Source organism: Paraburkholderia denitrificans (genome assembly GCF_042655705.1).
GTDB lineage: Bacteria > Pseudomonadota > Gammaproteobacteria > Burkholderiales > Burkholderiaceae > Paraburkholderia > Paraburkholderia denitrificans.
The window spans coordinates 151156-166794 of sequence record NZ_JBHSMP010000019.1 but is presented as its reverse complement, the minus strand read 5'-3'; the positions used below and the strand labels follow the sequence as shown (position 1 = coordinate 166794).

The following is a 15639-nucleotide window of genomic DNA, read 5'->3' as shown; positions in this document are numbered from 1 at the left end:
GGGCATGCTGCTCGCGGCGCTCGCGCGCATTCCGATCCGCGTGCAGCTGCCGCGGGCGATGCCGGTGGCCAGTGCGGCGCGCAGCCGGCGCTCGCGCGCGGGCGACATCGTGTGGGCCGCGTTCGTGATCGCGCTCACGCTGTACGTGGTGTGGCGCGTGGTGGCCTACGTGCGCACGGGCGTCACGCTCGACGAGGTGGAGCACGTGCTGGTGCTCGGCCTGATCACGCTGCTGCGCGTGCTGGTGCTGATCGTGATCGCCTCGGTGATCTGGGTGCCGATTGGCGTGCTGATCGGCCTGCGCCCGGCGCTCGCGGAGAAGGTGCAGCCGCTCGCGCAGTTTCTCGCGGCGTTTCCGGCGAACCTGCTGTTTCCGGTGTTCGTGATCGTGATCGTGCGCTTTCACCTGAACCCGGACATCTGGCTCTCGCCGCTGATCGTGCTGGGCACGCAGTGGTACATCCTGTTCAACGTGATTGCAGGCGCAAGCGCCTATCCGAACGATTACAAGGAAGCGGCGACGAACTTCCGCATCCGCGGCTGGCAGTGGTGGCGCCAGGCGATGCTGCCGGGCATTTTTCCGTACTACATCACCGGCGCGATCACGGCGTCGGGCGGCGCGTGGAACGCGAGCATCGTTTCGGAGTTCGTGCAGTGGGGCGACACGAAGGTCGCCGCGCACGGGCTGGGCGCGTATATCGCGCAGACGACCGCCGCCGGCGACTTTCCGAAAATCATCCTGGGCATCGCTGTGATGTCCCTGTTCGTCACGCTGTTCAACCGCGTGCTCTGGCGTCCGTTATATGCTTATGCGGAAGCCAGACTCCGGCTCGACTGATTGAGACCCGAAGGCAAACGCAATGCAAAACCTCAAGACTGCGGGCGCCGCACACGGCGACATACAGATTCCCGCTGCCGCGCCGCGTCCAGGCAACGAAATTCTGCGCGTGCAGAACGTCTGCCGGGGCTTCAACAAGTCGCAAGGCGAACTGCTCGTGCTCGACGATGCGAACCTCGCGCTGCGCGAGGGCGAGATCGTCGGGCTGCTCGGCCGTTCGGGCTCGGGCAAGTCGACGCTCCTGCGCATCATCGCCGGTCTCATCGAGCCGACCGCGGGCGAAGTCAGCTGGCGCGGCAAGCCGCTCGACGGCCCGGCCGAAGGCGTGGCGATGGTGTTCCAGACCTTCGCGCTGTTTCCGTGGCTGACCGTGCTGCAAAACGTGGAAGCGGGCCTCGAAGCGCAGGGCGTGGGCGCGCGCGAGCGCCGCGAGCGCGCGCTGGCGGCCATCGACCTGATCGGTCTCGACGGCTTCGAAAACGCCTATCCGCGCGAGCTTTCGGGCGGCATGCGCCAGCGCGTGGGTTTCGCGCGTGCACTGGTCGTCGACCCGATGCTGATGCTCATGGACGAGCCGTTCTCCGCGCTCGACGTGCTGACCGCCGAAACGCTGCGTACCGACCTGCTCGACTTGTGGACGCAGGGCCGTCTGCCGATCAAGTCGGTGCTGATCGTCACGCACAACATCGAAGAAGCGGTGTTCATGTGCGACCGCATTCTCGTGCTGTCGTCGAATCCGGGCCGCGTCGTCGCCGAAATCAAGGTGCCGTTCAAGCATCCGCGCAATCGTCTGGACCCGGAATTCCGCAAGCTCGTCGACGATATCTACGCGAAGATGACCGCGCGCCAGACCGGCGAGACGACGAAGAAGGGGCTGGAACTCGGCAGCTGGCTGCCGCGCGTGTCGACCAACCTGATGGCCGGTCTGATCGAAACGCTCGCGACGGCGCCGTATCACGGCCGCGCCGACATGCCGGAAATTGCGCGCTCGCTGCATCTGGAAGTCGACGACCTGTTCCCGATTGCGGAAGTGCTGCAGAACCTCGGTTTCGCGGACGTGCGCGAAGGCGACGTGCTGCTCACGCCGCCCGCGCGCGTGTTCGCCGAGTTCGGCACGCAGGAGCGCAAGATGATGTTCGCGGAGCATCTGCTGCGCAACGTGCCGCTCGCGGCGCGCATCAAGAAGGTGCTGGGCGAGCGGCCGGGGCACCGTGCGCCGCGCGTGCGCTTCGAGCAGGAACTGGAGGACTTCTTGTCCGATGGCGCCGCCGAGGAGACGCTCGATACGGTGATCGACTGGGGCCGTTACGGCGAGATCTTCTCGTACAACGACCAGTCGGAAATTTTCAGCCTCGAGGACGTGGAGTCCTGAGCGCTTCGCGGCATACGGAAAAACGGTCGCTCAATGGTCGCTTGAGCGGCCGTTTTTTTGTGGGCGCGCCGTAGCAGTCGATGTCCATTTGCATCCCTGCGCCGGCGGCATCGTGCTGATGCCACCGCGCTCAACGGCTTTCGCGCGTGCGGTCGTCTTCGTCGTCGATGCCGTCGTCCGCACCGTAGCTGCCGAGGCGGTTATAGAGCGTCTTGAGGCTCACGCCCAGCGTGCGCGCCGCGAGGCGCTTGTCGCCGCCGCAATATTTAAGCGTGCCGAGGATGATCTGCTTTTGCGCGTCGGCGAGCGGCGTGCCGATCCACACGCTCATCGCATCGCCCTGCGTGACCGGCTTCTTCACACGCGGCACCAGTTGCGGATGGGTAATCTCCACCGCTTTTTCCGCGAGGATGAACGCCCGATAAACGGCGTTCTTCAACTCGCGCACGTTGCCGGGCCACGACCAGTTGCGCACCGCTTCGAGCGCGCGCTTGCTGAAGGCCTTTTGCGAGCGTTCCTGCTCGTTGAGTTCGGCGAGAAACAGTTGCGCCAGCAGTTCGCGGTCGTGCCCGCGCTCGCGCAGCGGCGGCACGCGCAGCGGAAACACGGCAAGGCGGTACATCAGGTCTTCGCGCAGGCAGCTTTCCTTGACGGCGGTAACGGGATCGCGGTTGGTCGCGGCGATGACGCGCACGTCGCCGTGGATCGCCTCGTTGGCACCTACCGGAAAGTAGTCGCCGGTTTCGAGCGCGCGCAGCAGTTTCACCTGGTGCAGCAAAGACATTTCGGTGATTTCGTCGAGGAACAGCGTGCCGCCGCGCGCGTGCTCGAAGTGCCCATCGCGCGCCTGCACGGCGCCCGTGAAGCTGCCTTTCTCGTGGCCGAAGAGTTCGGCCTCGATCAGATCGTCGGGGATCGCGCCGCAGTTGACCGGAATGAACGGACCGTCGCGCCGCGCGCTCAGATCGTGAATGGTGCGCGCCACGAGTTCCTTGCCCGTGCCCGATTCGCCGACGATCAGGGCGGTGGCGTCCGTGGCCGCCACGCATCCGATCTGCGCGTAAAGCTCCTGCATCACCGGGGATGAACCGTAGAGCCGCCCAAACGACTCCAGGCCGGCGACGCGCGCGCCGTTGTCCTCGCTTTCGTTGCGCTTGTCGCGCTGGTTGCGCGTATTGCGATCGGCGGCGGGCGCGCCCGGCTCGATTTGCGCCATAAGCTATTCCGTCCTGAAAAGGGGGCTCACGCCTTTGAGCGGCTGCATCGTCATGACGTCATGCCGTCACGCGGCGAGCGGCCGAGGCGCGGTTCGGACATGGCCGTCCAGGACTGGCACGGGAGAAGCTGCGCCGACGGCCGCATGGTTTGCATCGCCTGAATATTTAACCACCGTGACATGCCGCAGGGCAATCGACGTACTGTCAGACGGACGTTTGCGCTTTGCCGTCATCGCGCGGTTACCTTGGCGTACGCGTATGTCGGTACGATGTTGGCCGATCTTCGCACATCCGGCACGAATCCTGCTGTGGAACTCGCGACGCTCGCCCGGATCGACGGTATACGGGCGGTGCCTTACCGCGCGATCCCGGTGCTGACCGGGACGGGGCGCAACACAGCAAATACAGAGCAAGATTCACAGCAAAATGCACGGCAAGAGCCGGAGGACGCGACATGTCGACGAACAGAACGAATCTGGTGGGCGCATTGCTTGCCGTTGGCGCGCTTGGCGCGACGGCCGGGATGATGGCCTGGCGGTGGTCGCAACGCCATCGGGCGCAGCGCATGAGCTATCACCGTGAATTGAGCCGCTGGGAAGGCGAGGGCGGCGCGCTCGACGCAGACGGCGGCAGCGCAGTCGGAGCGTCTGCCTCCAGCGCGGGCATGTCGGGTCTGTCGGGGGCCAGGGCATCGGGTGCAGCCGCGTCTGGCCAGAGCAACGGCGCGGCCGGTGCGCCGTGGCCGTTTCCGCACGGTAACGCCTAAGCCTGGCGCGATCCCGGCTGAACCCAAGGTGAATCCTCTACGACGGGCACCCTGCTGCCCGTCCGCGCGAGGCTGGGCGCGCGTCTATCTCGAATCGGTCTATAATGGTCATATCCACAACAATCTTGGTCAGGAACAGTCAATAACTGCGAGATTGTTGCAACATTGCGGCTAAAGCAAGCCTGTGCCGCCTTCGGCGCAGTGCCCGACCGTTTCGTACTCCACCACGCTACGACTGCGTGCGCCGCGCCTGTGCGACGCCGGTTTCTATGGTTTCTATTGCATGCCGCGACGCGCGGTTGCGCGCGGCCACTCACTTTCGAGGGCTGACGAGACGCGATGCCACATGTATTGATTGTCGATGACGATGCGGGGACCCGCGAGGCACTGGCCGCCGTGGTGGGCGGCGACGGCCTCACCACCGCACAGGCCGGCGACCTGCGCGAGGCGCGCATCCAGCTCGTGCGGCAGATGCCGGACGTGGTTTTTGCCGATCTCAAGCTGCCGGACGGCAGCGGGACCGAGCTGTTCCAGGATCTCGATCCGCGCTCGGGCGTGGAACTCGTGGTCATCACTGGCCACGCGAGCGTCGAGACGGCTGTCGACGCACTCAAGGCCGGCGCGATCGACTACCTCGTCAAGCCGATCAACCTGCAGCGCGTAAAGGCGATCCTGAACCGGCTGCCGCGCGCGGGCGACCTCAAGGCGGAAATCGGCACGTTGCGCGGCGAGCTGCGCCGCATGGGCCGTTTCGGCCTGATGCTCGGCAGTTCCGCGGCGATGCAGGAGGTTTACGACCAGATCGGCCGGGTGGCGCCGACGCCCGCGTCGGTGATGCTCGTCGGCGAGTCGGGCACCGGCAAGGAGCTCGCCGCGCAGACCATTCATCAATTGAGTCTGCGCCGCAAGCAGGAATTCCTCGCGGTCAACTGCGGCGCGATTTCGCCGAACCTGATCGAATCGGAGATGTTCGGCCACGAACGCGGCTCGTTTACCGGAGCGGACCGGCAGCACAAGGGCTATTTCGAACGCGCGAACGGCGGCACGCTGTTTCTCGACGAAATCACCGAAATGCCGGTCGAGCTTCAGGTGAAGCTCCTGCGCGTGCTGGAAACGGGCATGTTCATGCGCGTCGGGACGACCCGGGAGATCGAAACCGATGTGCGGCTCATCGCGGCGACCAACCGCGATCCCGAGCAGGCCGTCGCCGAAGGCAAGCTGCGCCTCGATCTCTACCACCGGCTCAACGTCTTCCCGATCAACCTGCCGCCGCTGCGCGAGCGCGGCAAGGATGTCGGGTTGCTCGCCCAGTCGTTTCTCGACGAACTCAACGAACGCCACGGCACGAAGCGGCAGTTTCCGGCCGCCGTGCGCGAAATGCTGGCCGCGTACCCGTGGCCCGGCAACGTGCGCGAGCTGAAGAACTACGTACAGCGCGCGCACATCATGGCGAGCGCCGATGGCGACCTCACTGCCGCCGTGCCGTTGCAGATCTCGCTGTCGAAGTCGATGGCCGGTACGGCGGTGACGATTCCGTTCGGGACCTCGCTCGCCGACGCCGACCGGCAACTGATTCTCGCCACGCTCGAACAATGCGGCGGCGTGAAGACGCGGGCGGCGGAAATTCTCGGCATCAGCCTGAAGACGCTCTATAACCGGCTCGTCGAATATGGCAACGAGCGCGGCAAGGGCGAAGCGGATGATCACGCGCCCACGCACGTCACGGGTGGCGCGGACGTCTGAGCACGCGGCCCTGCGGCGGCCCCGGCAGGCCGCGGATCGGGCCGCTCGCGGTTGGCCAGGCGCTTTTTGCCCGCCCGGTTCATGGTATGTCCCTTGCATTGTTGAGCAGAGGGAGAGATTTCGAGGAGTGAGCCATGCCCCACTGCCGATTCACAAGCCACGCAGGCCACACAGGCTACGCCGGAAATACCGGCGCGCAGCCGTATCTCGCACATACCCCGCAGCCTGACGACCCGCCGCCGGGCGAGCCGGACGAGCCGGATGGGCCGCCGATCGGCGATCCGCCGCCCGAGCCGTTCGAGGCGCCGCAATCGAATGGTCACCAGATCCGGCCTGCCAACCCCACGCAGCGCGGTTGTGCCGTGTGAATGCGCCGGGCTGGCTGGCCGGGCTGGCGTGCGTGCCGCGCCGGAAAGCACATCGCACACCCGCATCGGCGTGGCTCTTACGCTTTTATGTACGAGTTACAAAACTTTCGCCATTTTTACCGGAAATTTCACGCGACGAACCCTAGACTATGATCACGCGCTGCCGCCAGGTAGCGGCCTGGCGCTGGAGGCATGGACATGAGACATCCCGCATTGCGTCGTTCCGCACGTCATTCGGGCAAGCGCGGTCCGCGTGACGGCGATCAGCCGGGCAACTATCCGCCCACCATGGGCGCGCCCGATCCGGCCGGGCAGAACCGCACGGCGCCGGGCGTGCCGCCCGATGGCGAGCACAACCAGGGCGGTGCGCGGGCTGAAGGGCTCGATTACCAGCGCGATCTCGGGTCGGAACAGGACGCGTGAGTTTCATCCGGCCCCCACAGCGCGTCATCCAGTCATTTCCAGCCGTTTCCAGACGTTTGTGCCATTCCGCCGGGCGCGCCCGCTGCGCGGGACGCGCTTGTCCTGTCGCTACTGAAAGCGTGCTCCCACCCAGGCTATCGGACACGTGGCACGCGTCTTGCGAGCTTCAGATCGATATCGTCACAGAATCAACGAAACAGGAGGTTAGCCGCAATGGGCAGACTGATCGTGGTATCGAATCGCGTTGCACCGACGCAGGAAGGGCGGCCCGCCGCTGGCGGGCTCGCCGTCGGCGTGCTGGACGCGCTCAAGGAAACCGGCGGTGTGTGGTTCGGCTGGAGCGGCGAAACCGTCACCGCGCCGTCGCATCCCGCCATTGAGCAGCAAGGCAACGTGACCTACGCGACGGTCGGCCTCACACGCCGTGACTACGACCAGTACTACAAGGGCTTTTCGAACACCACGCTCTGGCCGACCTTCCATTACCGCAACGACCTCGCGCGCTACGAGCGCCAGGACTACGCGGGCTATCTGCGTGTGAACGTGGCGCTCGCGCGCCAGCTTCAGCCGATGATCGAGCCCGACGACATCATCTGGGTCCACGACTATCACCTGATCCCGTTCGCGCGCTGCCTGCGCGATCTCGGCGTGAAGAATCCGATCGGCTTTTTCCTGCACATTCCGCTGCCGGTGCCCGAGGTGCTGCGCTCGGTGCCGCCGCACGAGGAACTGATGAAGTTCATGTGCCACTACGACGTGGTCGGCTTCCAGACCGATGCCGACCGCCAGGCGTTCCTCGACTACGTCGAGCGCGGCGGCCACGGTAGCGCGAGCGACGACGGCATGGTCCACGCGTGGGGGCGTTTCCTGAAGGTGGGCGCCTACCCGATCGGCATCTATCCCGACGCGATTGCGACCTCCGCAGCGCAGTTTTCCGACCGCAAGTCCGTGCGCAGCCTGCGCGACGCCATGCGCGGGCGCAAGCTCATCATGAGCGTCGACCGGCTCGATTATTCGAAGGGCCTCGCGGAGCGCTTCCAGGCCTTCGAGCGCATGCTGCAGAACGGGCCGGGCTGGCATGGCCGCGTGTCGCTCCTGCAGATCGCACCGCCGACGCGCTCGGACGTGCAGACCTATCAGGCCATCCGGCGCAACCTGGAAGGCGAGGCGGGCCGCATCAACGGCCGCTTCGCGCAACTCGACTGGACGCCGATCCAGTACCTCAACCGCAAGTACGAACGCAATCTGCTGATGGGGCTCTTCCGGCAGGCGCACGTCGGCTATGTCGCGCCGCTGCGTGACGGGATGAATCTCGTCGCGAAGGAATATGTGGCGTCGCAGAATCCCGAAGATCCGGGCGTGCTCGTGCTCTCGCAGTTCGCGGGCGCCGCGGAGCACATGCCGGGCGCGCTCGTCGTCAATCCTTACGATCTGAACCAGACGGCGGAAGCGCTCGAACGCGCGCTCTCGATGCCGCGCAGCGAGCGTCACGCGCGCTACACGGACATGATGGCCTCGCTGCGCGAGAACAATCTCTCGGTGTGGCGCGATACGTTCCTCGCCGATCTGCGCAGCGTCGCGACGGCCGCATCGGTCACGGCCAGGGCGCGCAGCGTTGCACCGGCGAAGGCCGGGTGACGGCTCGCGTGCTCTGAGCCGCCGCGGCGCGCGCACAAACGTACCCACAAACGCACGCGCACACATTCACTCACGCGGCGGCCTGCGGGCCGCCGCGTTGCGTTGCAGCGCTCGCGCGCGACAGGCGCGCCCGGCGTGTCTAAGCCGCCTTGCCGTACGGCTCGGGCGTACGGGTCGGATCGAAGTCGGCCCAATGGCCGCCTTGCCAGCGGCCCGAGGCCCGCTCGACGTCGGCCGCACCGGCTTCGCGCAGCACCTCGGCGGCCGCGGCCTGGTTCTCGGGACTCACGTGCACCGCGAGCAGCACGCCCGAGCTGCGCATTTCGTGCAGCACGCGCTCGTGATGCGCGGCAGCGTGTTGCCGGCTCGCGCTGATGCCGATCCAGGCGCCGATCCACGCGCCGACGCCCGCCGCAAGCACCATGACCGGCAGCGAGCCCGACAGCCCTGCAAAAAGCACGACGCCGACCACGGCGCCCGCCACCGCGCCGGCGGTGAAGTTGCGCGTGAAATGCGGCGACAGGAGGACGGGGCCTTGCGACGTGGCGGCGTGGAACGCGTGACGGGCGTGCTGCCCGCGCGGATTGACGAAGAAGAGGTTCACGTCTTCCTCGACAAAGCCGCGTGCGAAGAGTTTCTCGGCGACGGCCTCGGCGGCGGGGAAGGTCGTGAACCGTCCAGCGACGATCAATGACATGGAAATCCCCTTTGGTTTGATTGAACACCGTGAAGGGAAAATCGGACGGCACGTATCGACATGAATTGACACGAATCGACGCGCCGTTATCCGGTTGGACAGCGGCGACGCGCACGAGTGCGAAGGACGAGCAGGCGTAAAACGGGGGCGCTACGGCGGCGCGATGTTGTCGTTGTGTTTTCGTTACGTCTTCGCCGTCGCCGCGCTGCCCGGTATGAGCCGCAGCATGCTGATGACGGCTGCAACGGCGGAAAACGCCGTCGCGGTATAGAGGGCGAGCGTCGGCCCGTGTTGCGGCGCAATGCCGAAGATCAATGCGACGAGCGCGGCGCCGAGCGTCTGTCCGGTGAGGCGCGCCGTGCCGAGCATGCCGCTCGCGGCGCCCGAGCGTTCGCGCGGCGCGGATGAGAGCATCTGCCGGTTGTTCGGCGACTGGAATGTGCCGAAACCCGCGCCGCACAGCGCCATGCGCCAGCCGATGTCGAACGCGGACGGATGCCCGCCGAGCGTCGCGAGCAGCAACAGGCCGAGGGAGAACAGCGCGAGCCCGATGCCGCCGAGGATGCCCGCCGGATAGTAGTCGGACAGCCAGCCCGCGAGCGGCGCGGCCGCGACGATCACGAGCGGCCACGGCGTCATGAGAAAACCGGTCTGTACCTGCGAGAGACCGAACGTGTCCTGTAACAGGAACGGCAACGCGACGAATGCCAGCATTTGCGCGCAGAACGAACACACCGACGTTCCGACCGAAAGCGAGAAAGCGGGAATGCGCAGCAGATCGACGGGCAAGAGCGGCGCAGGCTGGCTCAACTGGCGGCGCACGAAGTACCAGCCGAGCACGATGGCGGCCACGAACTCGGCGGCGATCCAGATGCGGCGCTCGCCGTGGCCAAGGCCGTCGACGGCGAAGATCAGCAGGCCGAACACCAGTGCGTTGAGGACGGCGCTCCAGTAATCGTAGGGCGCCCGATGCGGATCGTTGAGGGGCAGCGTGCGCAGCCCGAGCGCAAACGCGGCGACGCCGATCGGCACGTTGATCGCGAAGAGCCACGGCCACGAGGCGACGGAAAGTACGGCGGAGGCGATGGTCGGGCCGACCGCGGAGGCGATGGCGACGACCATTGCGTTGATCGCGACGCCGCGGCCGAGCTGGCTGCGCGGATAGATCATGCGCACGAGCGCGGTGTTGACGCTCATGATGCCGGCGCCGCCGAAGCCCTGCACCATGCGCGCGAGCGCGAGTTCGGGCAGCGAGGTGGCGAGCGCGCAACCGAGCGACGCGACGGTGAAGAGCGCGAGCCCCGACAGGTAGACGCGCCGGTAGCCGATCCGGTCGCCGAGCGACGCGAGCGGCAAAAGCGAGATGGTTATCGAGAGCTGGTACGCGTTGACGATCCAGATCGAGCTGGCGGCACTGGCGTGCAGGTGACGCGCGATGGTCGGCAGGGCGACGTTGGCGATTGCGCCGTCGAGCACTGCGAGCGTGATGCCGAGCGCAACCACGATGATCGCGTGATAGCGCTGCGGCAGCGGCAGCCCAGGCTCGGCTTCGGCGAGGGCGGCGGCGGATGGTCCGGATAGCGAAGGATTGGTGGGCATCGACGATTGGGCGCGCGTCGGGCGTCGCGCGTCGCTTCGCGGGCGGTTCGCAGACGGGCGAGCGCGAGCGGGCACGAGGCGCCATACGCGGGCGGCGTCCGGCGCATGACCTGCGCGCTCGCCGCCCTGCGGCACAGCGTTATTTCAGTTCGTAGAGCCCGACGTAGGTGGTCGAGTCCAGTTCGTTCAGGTGCGTCATGAAACGCGCGACCGCATTGGTCGTTTCCGGCGTGACCGGCAGTTGCGCGACCTTCAGTGCATGCACGCGGAAGATGTAGCGATGGGGCTGGTCGCCGCGCGGCGGCGCCGCGCCGCCGAAGCCGACCGTGCCGTAGTCGTTGCGCACCTGCACCGCGCCTTGCGGCAGCAGACTGCCGTCGGCCTTGCCCGCGTTGCGCGCGAGCGAGCGCACATCGGGCGGAATGTTGACGACGATCCAGTGCCAGAAACCGCTGCCGGTGGGCGCGTCAGGATCGTAGACGGTCAGCGCGAGGCTTTGCGTATCCTCGGGCGGCGCTTCCCATTGCAGGGCGGGCGAGACGTTGTCGCCGTCGACGCCGAAGGCCCGATCGTCGAATTCCTGCGCCTTCGGCATGAAGCCGTTGCTCGGAAAATCGTCGGACCAGAGTCGGAAATCAGCCATCCTCCTTACCTCCTTCTTGTGTGTTGCAGCTGTCGATGCGTCTGCGGGCGCGGCCGCACGGAATCGGTCCAATCGGTCGAGTGAGTTTATCACCGCCACGCACGCGCCATGGCTGGGCCTGACAGCGATGTCTGGCAGCCCGGCGCGCTCGTCCGCACGCTCATTCGCACATTTATTCACACGCTCATCCGCGCGCTTCGAACCAGGCCGATGCGCCGTCCTTCAGCCACGCGTCAAGGCGCTCGACGACCGCTTGCGGATCGTGACCGGCGCCGCGCAGCGCGCATTCCCAGATTACCGCGACGCGCCAGCCCTGCGCGGCGAGTGCGGCGAGCGCGCGCGCGTCGTTGGCGCGGTTGCGCGCGATCTTCTCGCGCCAGAACTCGGGGCGTGTCTGCGGCCATTTGAAGAGTGCGCAGCGGTGGCCGTGCCAGAAGCAGCCGTGCACGAACACCACGGCGCGATAGCGCGGCAGCACGATATCCGGACGGCCCGGCAGCTCGCGCACGTCGAGCCGGAATCGAAAGCCGCGGCGGTGCAGCAGGCTGCGGATCGTGCGCTCCGGTTTCGTGTCGCGGCCGCGGATGCCGGACATCATCCGGCTGCGGGTGGCGGAATCGACGACGTCTGTCATGGCATGAGGTCTGTGCGCCGTCCGTTGGTTAGTCGTAACTCAGGTGGCTCAGGTGGCTCAGGTGGTTTAGGCGACTTCGGTGGCTGGCCGCTTGCGCCGCGTCGTGGGCGCCGCTTTGTCCACCGCTTCGTCAACTGCTTCGTCAACTGCTTCGTCCACCGCCTTGCGCGCCGTCTTGGGCACTGCCTTACGCGCCGCAGCCCGTTTCGCCTCGCCGCGTGCGCCGGCTTTTGCGTCGGCCGACGCACCCGCCTGCCCGAGTGCCGCATCGAGGTGCGGCATCATCGTGCGCGCAACTTCGCGCATCACGGGCATCACGACGCTGTTGCCGAACTGCCGGTACGCCTGGGTATCGCTGACGGGAATGCGGAACGTGTCGGGAAAGCCCATCAGCCGCGCGCACTCGCGCGGCGTGAGGCGGCGCGGGCGTACACCTTCGCCCTGGTGGACGAGGATCTCGCTGCCGTCCTTGTGATAGCGCGCCGAGAGCGTGCGCGTGACGCTGTGGGGGAACGCGAGGCCGTAACCGAAACCGTTGCCCGCTGCGCGATGCTTCTCGGCGTATTGCTGAAGGTACTGCCAGAGACCGGGTGTGAGCGTGTACTTCGGCTGCACGCGGCGTGCGCGGTGATCGAAGAAACGATCGCCGTCAGCGGGGAGCACCGGCTCCGTGCCGTCGGTGCGATGGAGGATCGACGCGAGGCGCGGGCCTTCTTCCGGCAGGGCGAGCGCGTCCCACGTGAACGGCGCGGGCTCGCGAAACCCGGCGATGATGATGCGCTCGCGATGCTGCGGCGTGAAATGGCGCCCGTCGATCACGCGATAGTGAACGTCGTAGCCCAGTTCGTCGCGCAGCACCTGGAGGATCACGTCGAACGTGCGGCCGCGGTCGTGCGAGAGCAGGTTCTTCACGTTTTCGAGCAGGAAGGCGGCGGGACGCTTCTCGGCGATGATGCGCGCGACATCGAAGAACAGCGTGCCCTGGGTCGTGCACTCGAAACCGTGCGGACGGCCCAGCGCGTTCTTCTTGGACACGCCCGCAATTGAGAACGGCTGGCACGGAAACCCGGCGAGCAGGATGTCGTGATCGGGGATGTCGGCGGCGGGGACAATCGTAATGTCGCCGGTGATCGCGTGGCGGTCGCCGTGGTTTTCCAGGTAGGTCTTCTTCGAGAACGGATTCCACTCGCTCGTGAACACGCACTCGCCGCCGTGCGCCTCGAAACCGAGGCGAATGCCGCCGATGCCCGCGAACAGGTCGACGAACCGGAACCGCGCAGGCGTTGCGACGGTGCGCTCGCTGCCGGACAACAGTTCGCGCAATGCGGCGTCGAGCATGGCGGGGCAGGGCGTTTCACCCTTTTCCCAGCGGCGCACGGTCTTGACGTCCTTGCCGACATGCGCGGCGATCTGTTGCTGGGTGAAGCGTTGACGTGCCTGCCGCAGCAGGTCTCGCGAATGAGCCGTGGACACGGAATCCTCTCTGGGTATTTTGGCGGACATTATGACCGACAGGCGACCCGCGGCACCAGGGATTCCGTAAGCGTCGCGCAAGTAGCGCCGTGGGATTGCTCAGCCTGCGGCGTCGCGGCCGGAGGACGGATCGGCGGATCGATCAGGCGCGCCCGGAGCGCCCGGAGCGCCCTGTGGCTTCCTGCTGCGAGGCTGTCGCCGGTTGCGCTGCGCTCCGGTCGTATTCGTCGAGCAGGGCAAGGAGACTGTCGATTTCGCTGAGCTGGCCTTTGCTGACGAGGCCGGTGTCGAGCAAGTGGAACAGGCGTCGGCGCCAGTAACGCGCGGGCAGGATCGGACCGGCGAGGTCGCCGTTCAGCGCGAGCGGCACGACACGGCGAATGTGCGCGATGTCCTGGTCGATCAGGTTCGACATGAGATGGCCAGCGACGGGGGGACGATTGGAGTCCATATCGCTATAACGGCAGCGGCCGCCGCAGCTTGAGGGCTGCGTGCCTCCCTGTTTACCCGGGGCAAAGTGCGGAGCAACGCGGCGACGTGCGCAATGGCCGATGCGGCGGGTGGGCCCGCGGTGCGGCAGACGCGCGAATCGGCTTTTGCCGCTTGTGCAGGTTTATGCGGCTGGTGCGGATTTATGCGGCTGATGCAGGTTTATGCGACTTAAGCGCTTTATTCGGCGCTCGGCGGCGTATCCGCTTGCGGTTGCGCGGCGGCTTCGAGGAAGCGGCGGGTGGCTTCGAACGACTGCAGCATCTGCTCGGGCCACGGCGTCTGGAGCATGACGGCCTGATGGTTTTCGAACGCCGACGTGAGGAGCCGGGCGAGTTCCGGCGAATTCAGATGACGCAGCACGACGCTGAGCGCAATCGCGCTGGCCTGGCTCGCACCGGCCGTCTGCAGTTCGGAGGCGGTGAGGGCGGCGAGTTGCTTGTTGATGTCCATGGAGGATCTCTGCTTGGGATAGTGGCGTCCAGCCGTCCGGATGGGGGGAGGCGGCGCGTGGCGGGCGGCTGGTCCCCCTGGCAGGAATCGAACCTGCATCTAGCGCTTAGGAGGCACTTGTTCTATCCATTGAACTACAGGGAGGCGTGCGGGACGCATGACTGCAGGCTCCGCCGGTTCGCCATGTTTCCCAAGTCACCCGTCATGGCGCGGAGCACGCGCGCGTTCGCGCCGACGGCGAATCGCGATGCAGGACGTGGAGTATAGCAAACGCGCCCCGGCGCGAGAATGACGCGGCGGCGGGCGCGTCAGTGGGCGTCAGGCCGATCAGAACTCGACGACTGCGAAGTCCGATTTACCCACGTCGCACAGGGGGCAGCGCCAGTCAGCGGAGATATCTGCGAAACGCGTGCCTGCCGGGATGCCCTCGTTGGGCAGCCCGTCTTTCTCGTTATAGACCCAGCCGCAGATCAGGCAGACCCAGCTTTTGTATTCGATGACTTCGCTCACAGCAGACCTTCCATCCGTTCGATGTGATGCCTTTCATGCGTCCCCGTTTGCGGACCGTTTGCGGTGTCCTTTGGGGGCGGCAGGCGGCCCGCGATGTTACCGGAAAATGACCGGAAAATCCCATCGCGCATGGACGAAAGTCATGTTGCGCGGCGGCGGCCGTCCGCGGCGCGAGCGTTTGCCGGTGCGGTGTATCCTGATCCGCAGGCGTCGCGCGGGCATGGACGCATCGTGCGGCGCCGGTCGGTCCACCTACTTTCGAGGAGAACGTCGATGGTCAGGAACATTCTGCTGGCGGGCGTGGCGCTCGCGGCCTTTCTTGCGGTGAGCGGCGTCGCGCGCGCCGAAGGCGTCTATTTCGTGACGCCGAAGGATGGCGCGACGGTGAGCAATCCGGTGCACGTCAAATTCGACGTGGACGGCATGACGGTCGCACCAGCGGGCACGACCACGCCCAGCACCGGCCACCATCACCTGCTGATCGATAGCGGGCCGCTGCCGCAAGGCCAGGTGGTGCCGGTCAACGACAAGTCGCTCCACTACGGCAAGGGACAGACGGAAGCCGACATCACGCTGCCGCCCGGCGATCACACGCTCACCGCGCAGTTCGCCGACGGCGCGCACCACTCGTACGGGCCCCAGTGGAGCCAGACCATCACGGTCCACGTGAAGTAACGCTGCACGCTCCGGCATGCAGCAGAGCGCCGGGGGAGCGGGGGGCCGTGGGGGCCGCGCCCCGCCGCCCCGGTACAATGCGCGCTTCAGGTCCAACGCAG

At 66.5% G+C, this 15639-nt stretch carries 17 protein-coding genes and 1 tRNA gene; 8 read left to right on the top strand and 10 right to left on the bottom strand.

Annotated features, from left to right (window positions below):
• Both ACFPTO_RS16855 and ACFPTO_RS16850 read left to right on the top strand, forming a co-directional pair.
• A partial coding sequence (locus ACFPTO_RS16855) for an ABC transporter permease subunit (protein WP_377712912.1) occupies positions 1 to 838 on the top strand: 838 nt, incomplete at its 5' end.
• A 22-nt stretch (positions 839 to 860) separates the two neighbouring features.
• On the top strand, positions 861 to 2210 hold the full coding sequence (locus ACFPTO_RS16850; protein ID WP_377712910.1) for an ABC transporter ATP-binding protein: 1350 nt from the start codon (positions 861 to 863) through the stop codon (positions 2208 to 2210).
• A gap of 130 nt (positions 2211 to 2340) precedes the next feature.
• Here the strand turns inward: ACFPTO_RS16850 and ACFPTO_RS16845 are convergent, their stop codons facing one another.
• Positions 2341 to 3426 (bottom strand): sigma-54 interaction domain-containing protein, encoded by a 1086-nt coding sequence (locus tag ACFPTO_RS16845; RefSeq protein ID WP_377712908.1) that lies wholly within the window; start codon positions 3424 to 3426, stop codon positions 2341 to 2343.
• Positions 3427 to 3881: 455 nt separating this feature from the next.
• Here ACFPTO_RS16845 and ACFPTO_RS16840 point away from each other — a divergent pair, with 455 nt between their 5' ends.
• From ACFPTO_RS16840 to otsA, 5 genes are all read left to right on the top strand, one after another.
• Positions 3882 to 4193 carry a hypothetical protein gene (locus ACFPTO_RS16840; RefSeq protein ID WP_377712906.1) on the top strand — a complete coding sequence of 104 codons (312 nt, stop codon included), beginning with the start codon at positions 3882 to 3884 and terminating at the stop codon, positions 4191 to 4193.
• A 339-nt stretch (positions 4194 to 4532) separates the two neighbouring features.
• Positions 4533 to 5936, top strand: coding sequence for a sigma-54-dependent transcriptional regulator (locus ACFPTO_RS16835; RefSeq protein ID WP_377712904.1), 1404 nt, complete (start codon positions 4533 to 4535; stop codon positions 5934 to 5936).
• Between the two features lie 134 nt (positions 5937 to 6070).
• The gene (locus ACFPTO_RS16830; protein ID WP_377712902.1) at positions 6071 to 6304 is read left to right on the top strand and encodes a hypothetical protein; all 234 of its coding nucleotides are present in this window, start codon (positions 6071 to 6073) and stop codon (positions 6302 to 6304) included.
• 198 nt (positions 6305 to 6502) lie between these two features.
• A complete protein-coding gene (locus ACFPTO_RS16825) occupies positions 6503 to 6727 on the top strand; it encodes a hypothetical protein (RefSeq protein ID WP_293034192.1) in 225 nt (74 codons plus the stop codon).
• A 213-nt stretch (positions 6728 to 6940) separates the two neighbouring features.
• A complete protein-coding gene (gene otsA, locus ACFPTO_RS16820) occupies positions 6941 to 8365 on the top strand; it encodes an alpha,alpha-trehalose-phosphate synthase (UDP-forming) (protein WP_377712900.1) in 1425 nt (474 codons plus the stop codon).
• A 139-nt stretch (positions 8366 to 8504) separates the two neighbouring features.
• Here the strand turns inward: otsA and ACFPTO_RS16815 are convergent, their stop codons facing one another.
• The 9 genes from ACFPTO_RS16815 to ACFPTO_RS16775 form a co-directional block, all read right to left on the bottom strand.
• The gene (locus ACFPTO_RS16815) at positions 8505 to 9062 is read right to left on the bottom strand and encodes a hypothetical protein (protein WP_377712898.1); all 558 of its coding nucleotides are present in this window, start codon (positions 9060 to 9062) and stop codon (positions 8505 to 8507) included.
• A gap of 183 nt (positions 9063 to 9245) precedes the next feature.
• Positions 9246 to 10661: an MFS transporter gene (locus ACFPTO_RS16810; protein ID WP_377712896.1), complete on the bottom strand. Its 1416-nt coding sequence runs from the start codon at positions 10659 to 10661 to the stop codon at positions 9246 to 9248.
• Between the two features lie 139 nt (positions 10662 to 10800).
• On the bottom strand, positions 10801 to 11304 hold the full coding sequence (locus tag ACFPTO_RS16805) for a YbhB/YbcL family Raf kinase inhibitor-like protein (protein ID WP_296659872.1): 504 nt from the start codon (positions 11302 to 11304) through the stop codon (positions 10801 to 10803).
• Between the two features lie 184 nt (positions 11305 to 11488).
• Positions 11489 to 11938, bottom strand: a complete 450-nt coding sequence (locus tag ACFPTO_RS16800) for a very short patch repair endonuclease (RefSeq protein ID WP_377712894.1) — start codon at positions 11936 to 11938, stop codon at positions 11489 to 11491.
• 66 nt (positions 11939 to 12004) lie between these two features.
• Positions 12005 to 13441, bottom strand: a complete 1437-nt coding sequence (gene dcm / locus ACFPTO_RS16795) for a DNA (cytosine-5-)-methyltransferase (RefSeq protein ID WP_377712892.1) — start codon at positions 13439 to 13441, stop codon at positions 12005 to 12007.
• Between the two features lie 112 nt (positions 13442 to 13553).
• Positions 13554 to 13826: a hypothetical protein gene (locus ACFPTO_RS16790; RefSeq protein WP_377712890.1), complete on the bottom strand. Its 273-nt coding sequence runs from the start codon at positions 13824 to 13826 to the stop codon at positions 13554 to 13556.
• Positions 13827 to 14080: 254 nt separating this feature from the next.
• Positions 14081 to 14353, bottom strand: coding sequence for a hypothetical protein (locus ACFPTO_RS16785; RefSeq protein ID WP_296659861.1), 273 nt, complete (start codon positions 14351 to 14353; stop codon positions 14081 to 14083).
• 69 nt (positions 14354 to 14422) lie between these two features.
• Positions 14423 to 14497, bottom strand: a tRNA-Arg gene (locus ACFPTO_RS16780).
• 183 nt (positions 14498 to 14680) lie between these two features.
• Positions 14681 to 14863, bottom strand: coding sequence for a rubredoxin (locus ACFPTO_RS16775; protein WP_377712888.1), 183 nt, complete (start codon positions 14861 to 14863; stop codon positions 14681 to 14683).
• Between the two features lie 273 nt (positions 14864 to 15136).
• On the opposite strand from ACFPTO_RS16775, the gene ACFPTO_RS16770 reads away from it, so the two are divergent.
• Positions 15137 to 15538 (top strand): DUF4399 domain-containing protein, encoded by a 402-nt coding sequence (locus ACFPTO_RS16770; RefSeq protein ID WP_377712886.1) that lies wholly within the window; start codon positions 15137 to 15139, stop codon positions 15536 to 15538.
• Positions 15539 to 15639 lie beyond the last annotated feature (101 nt).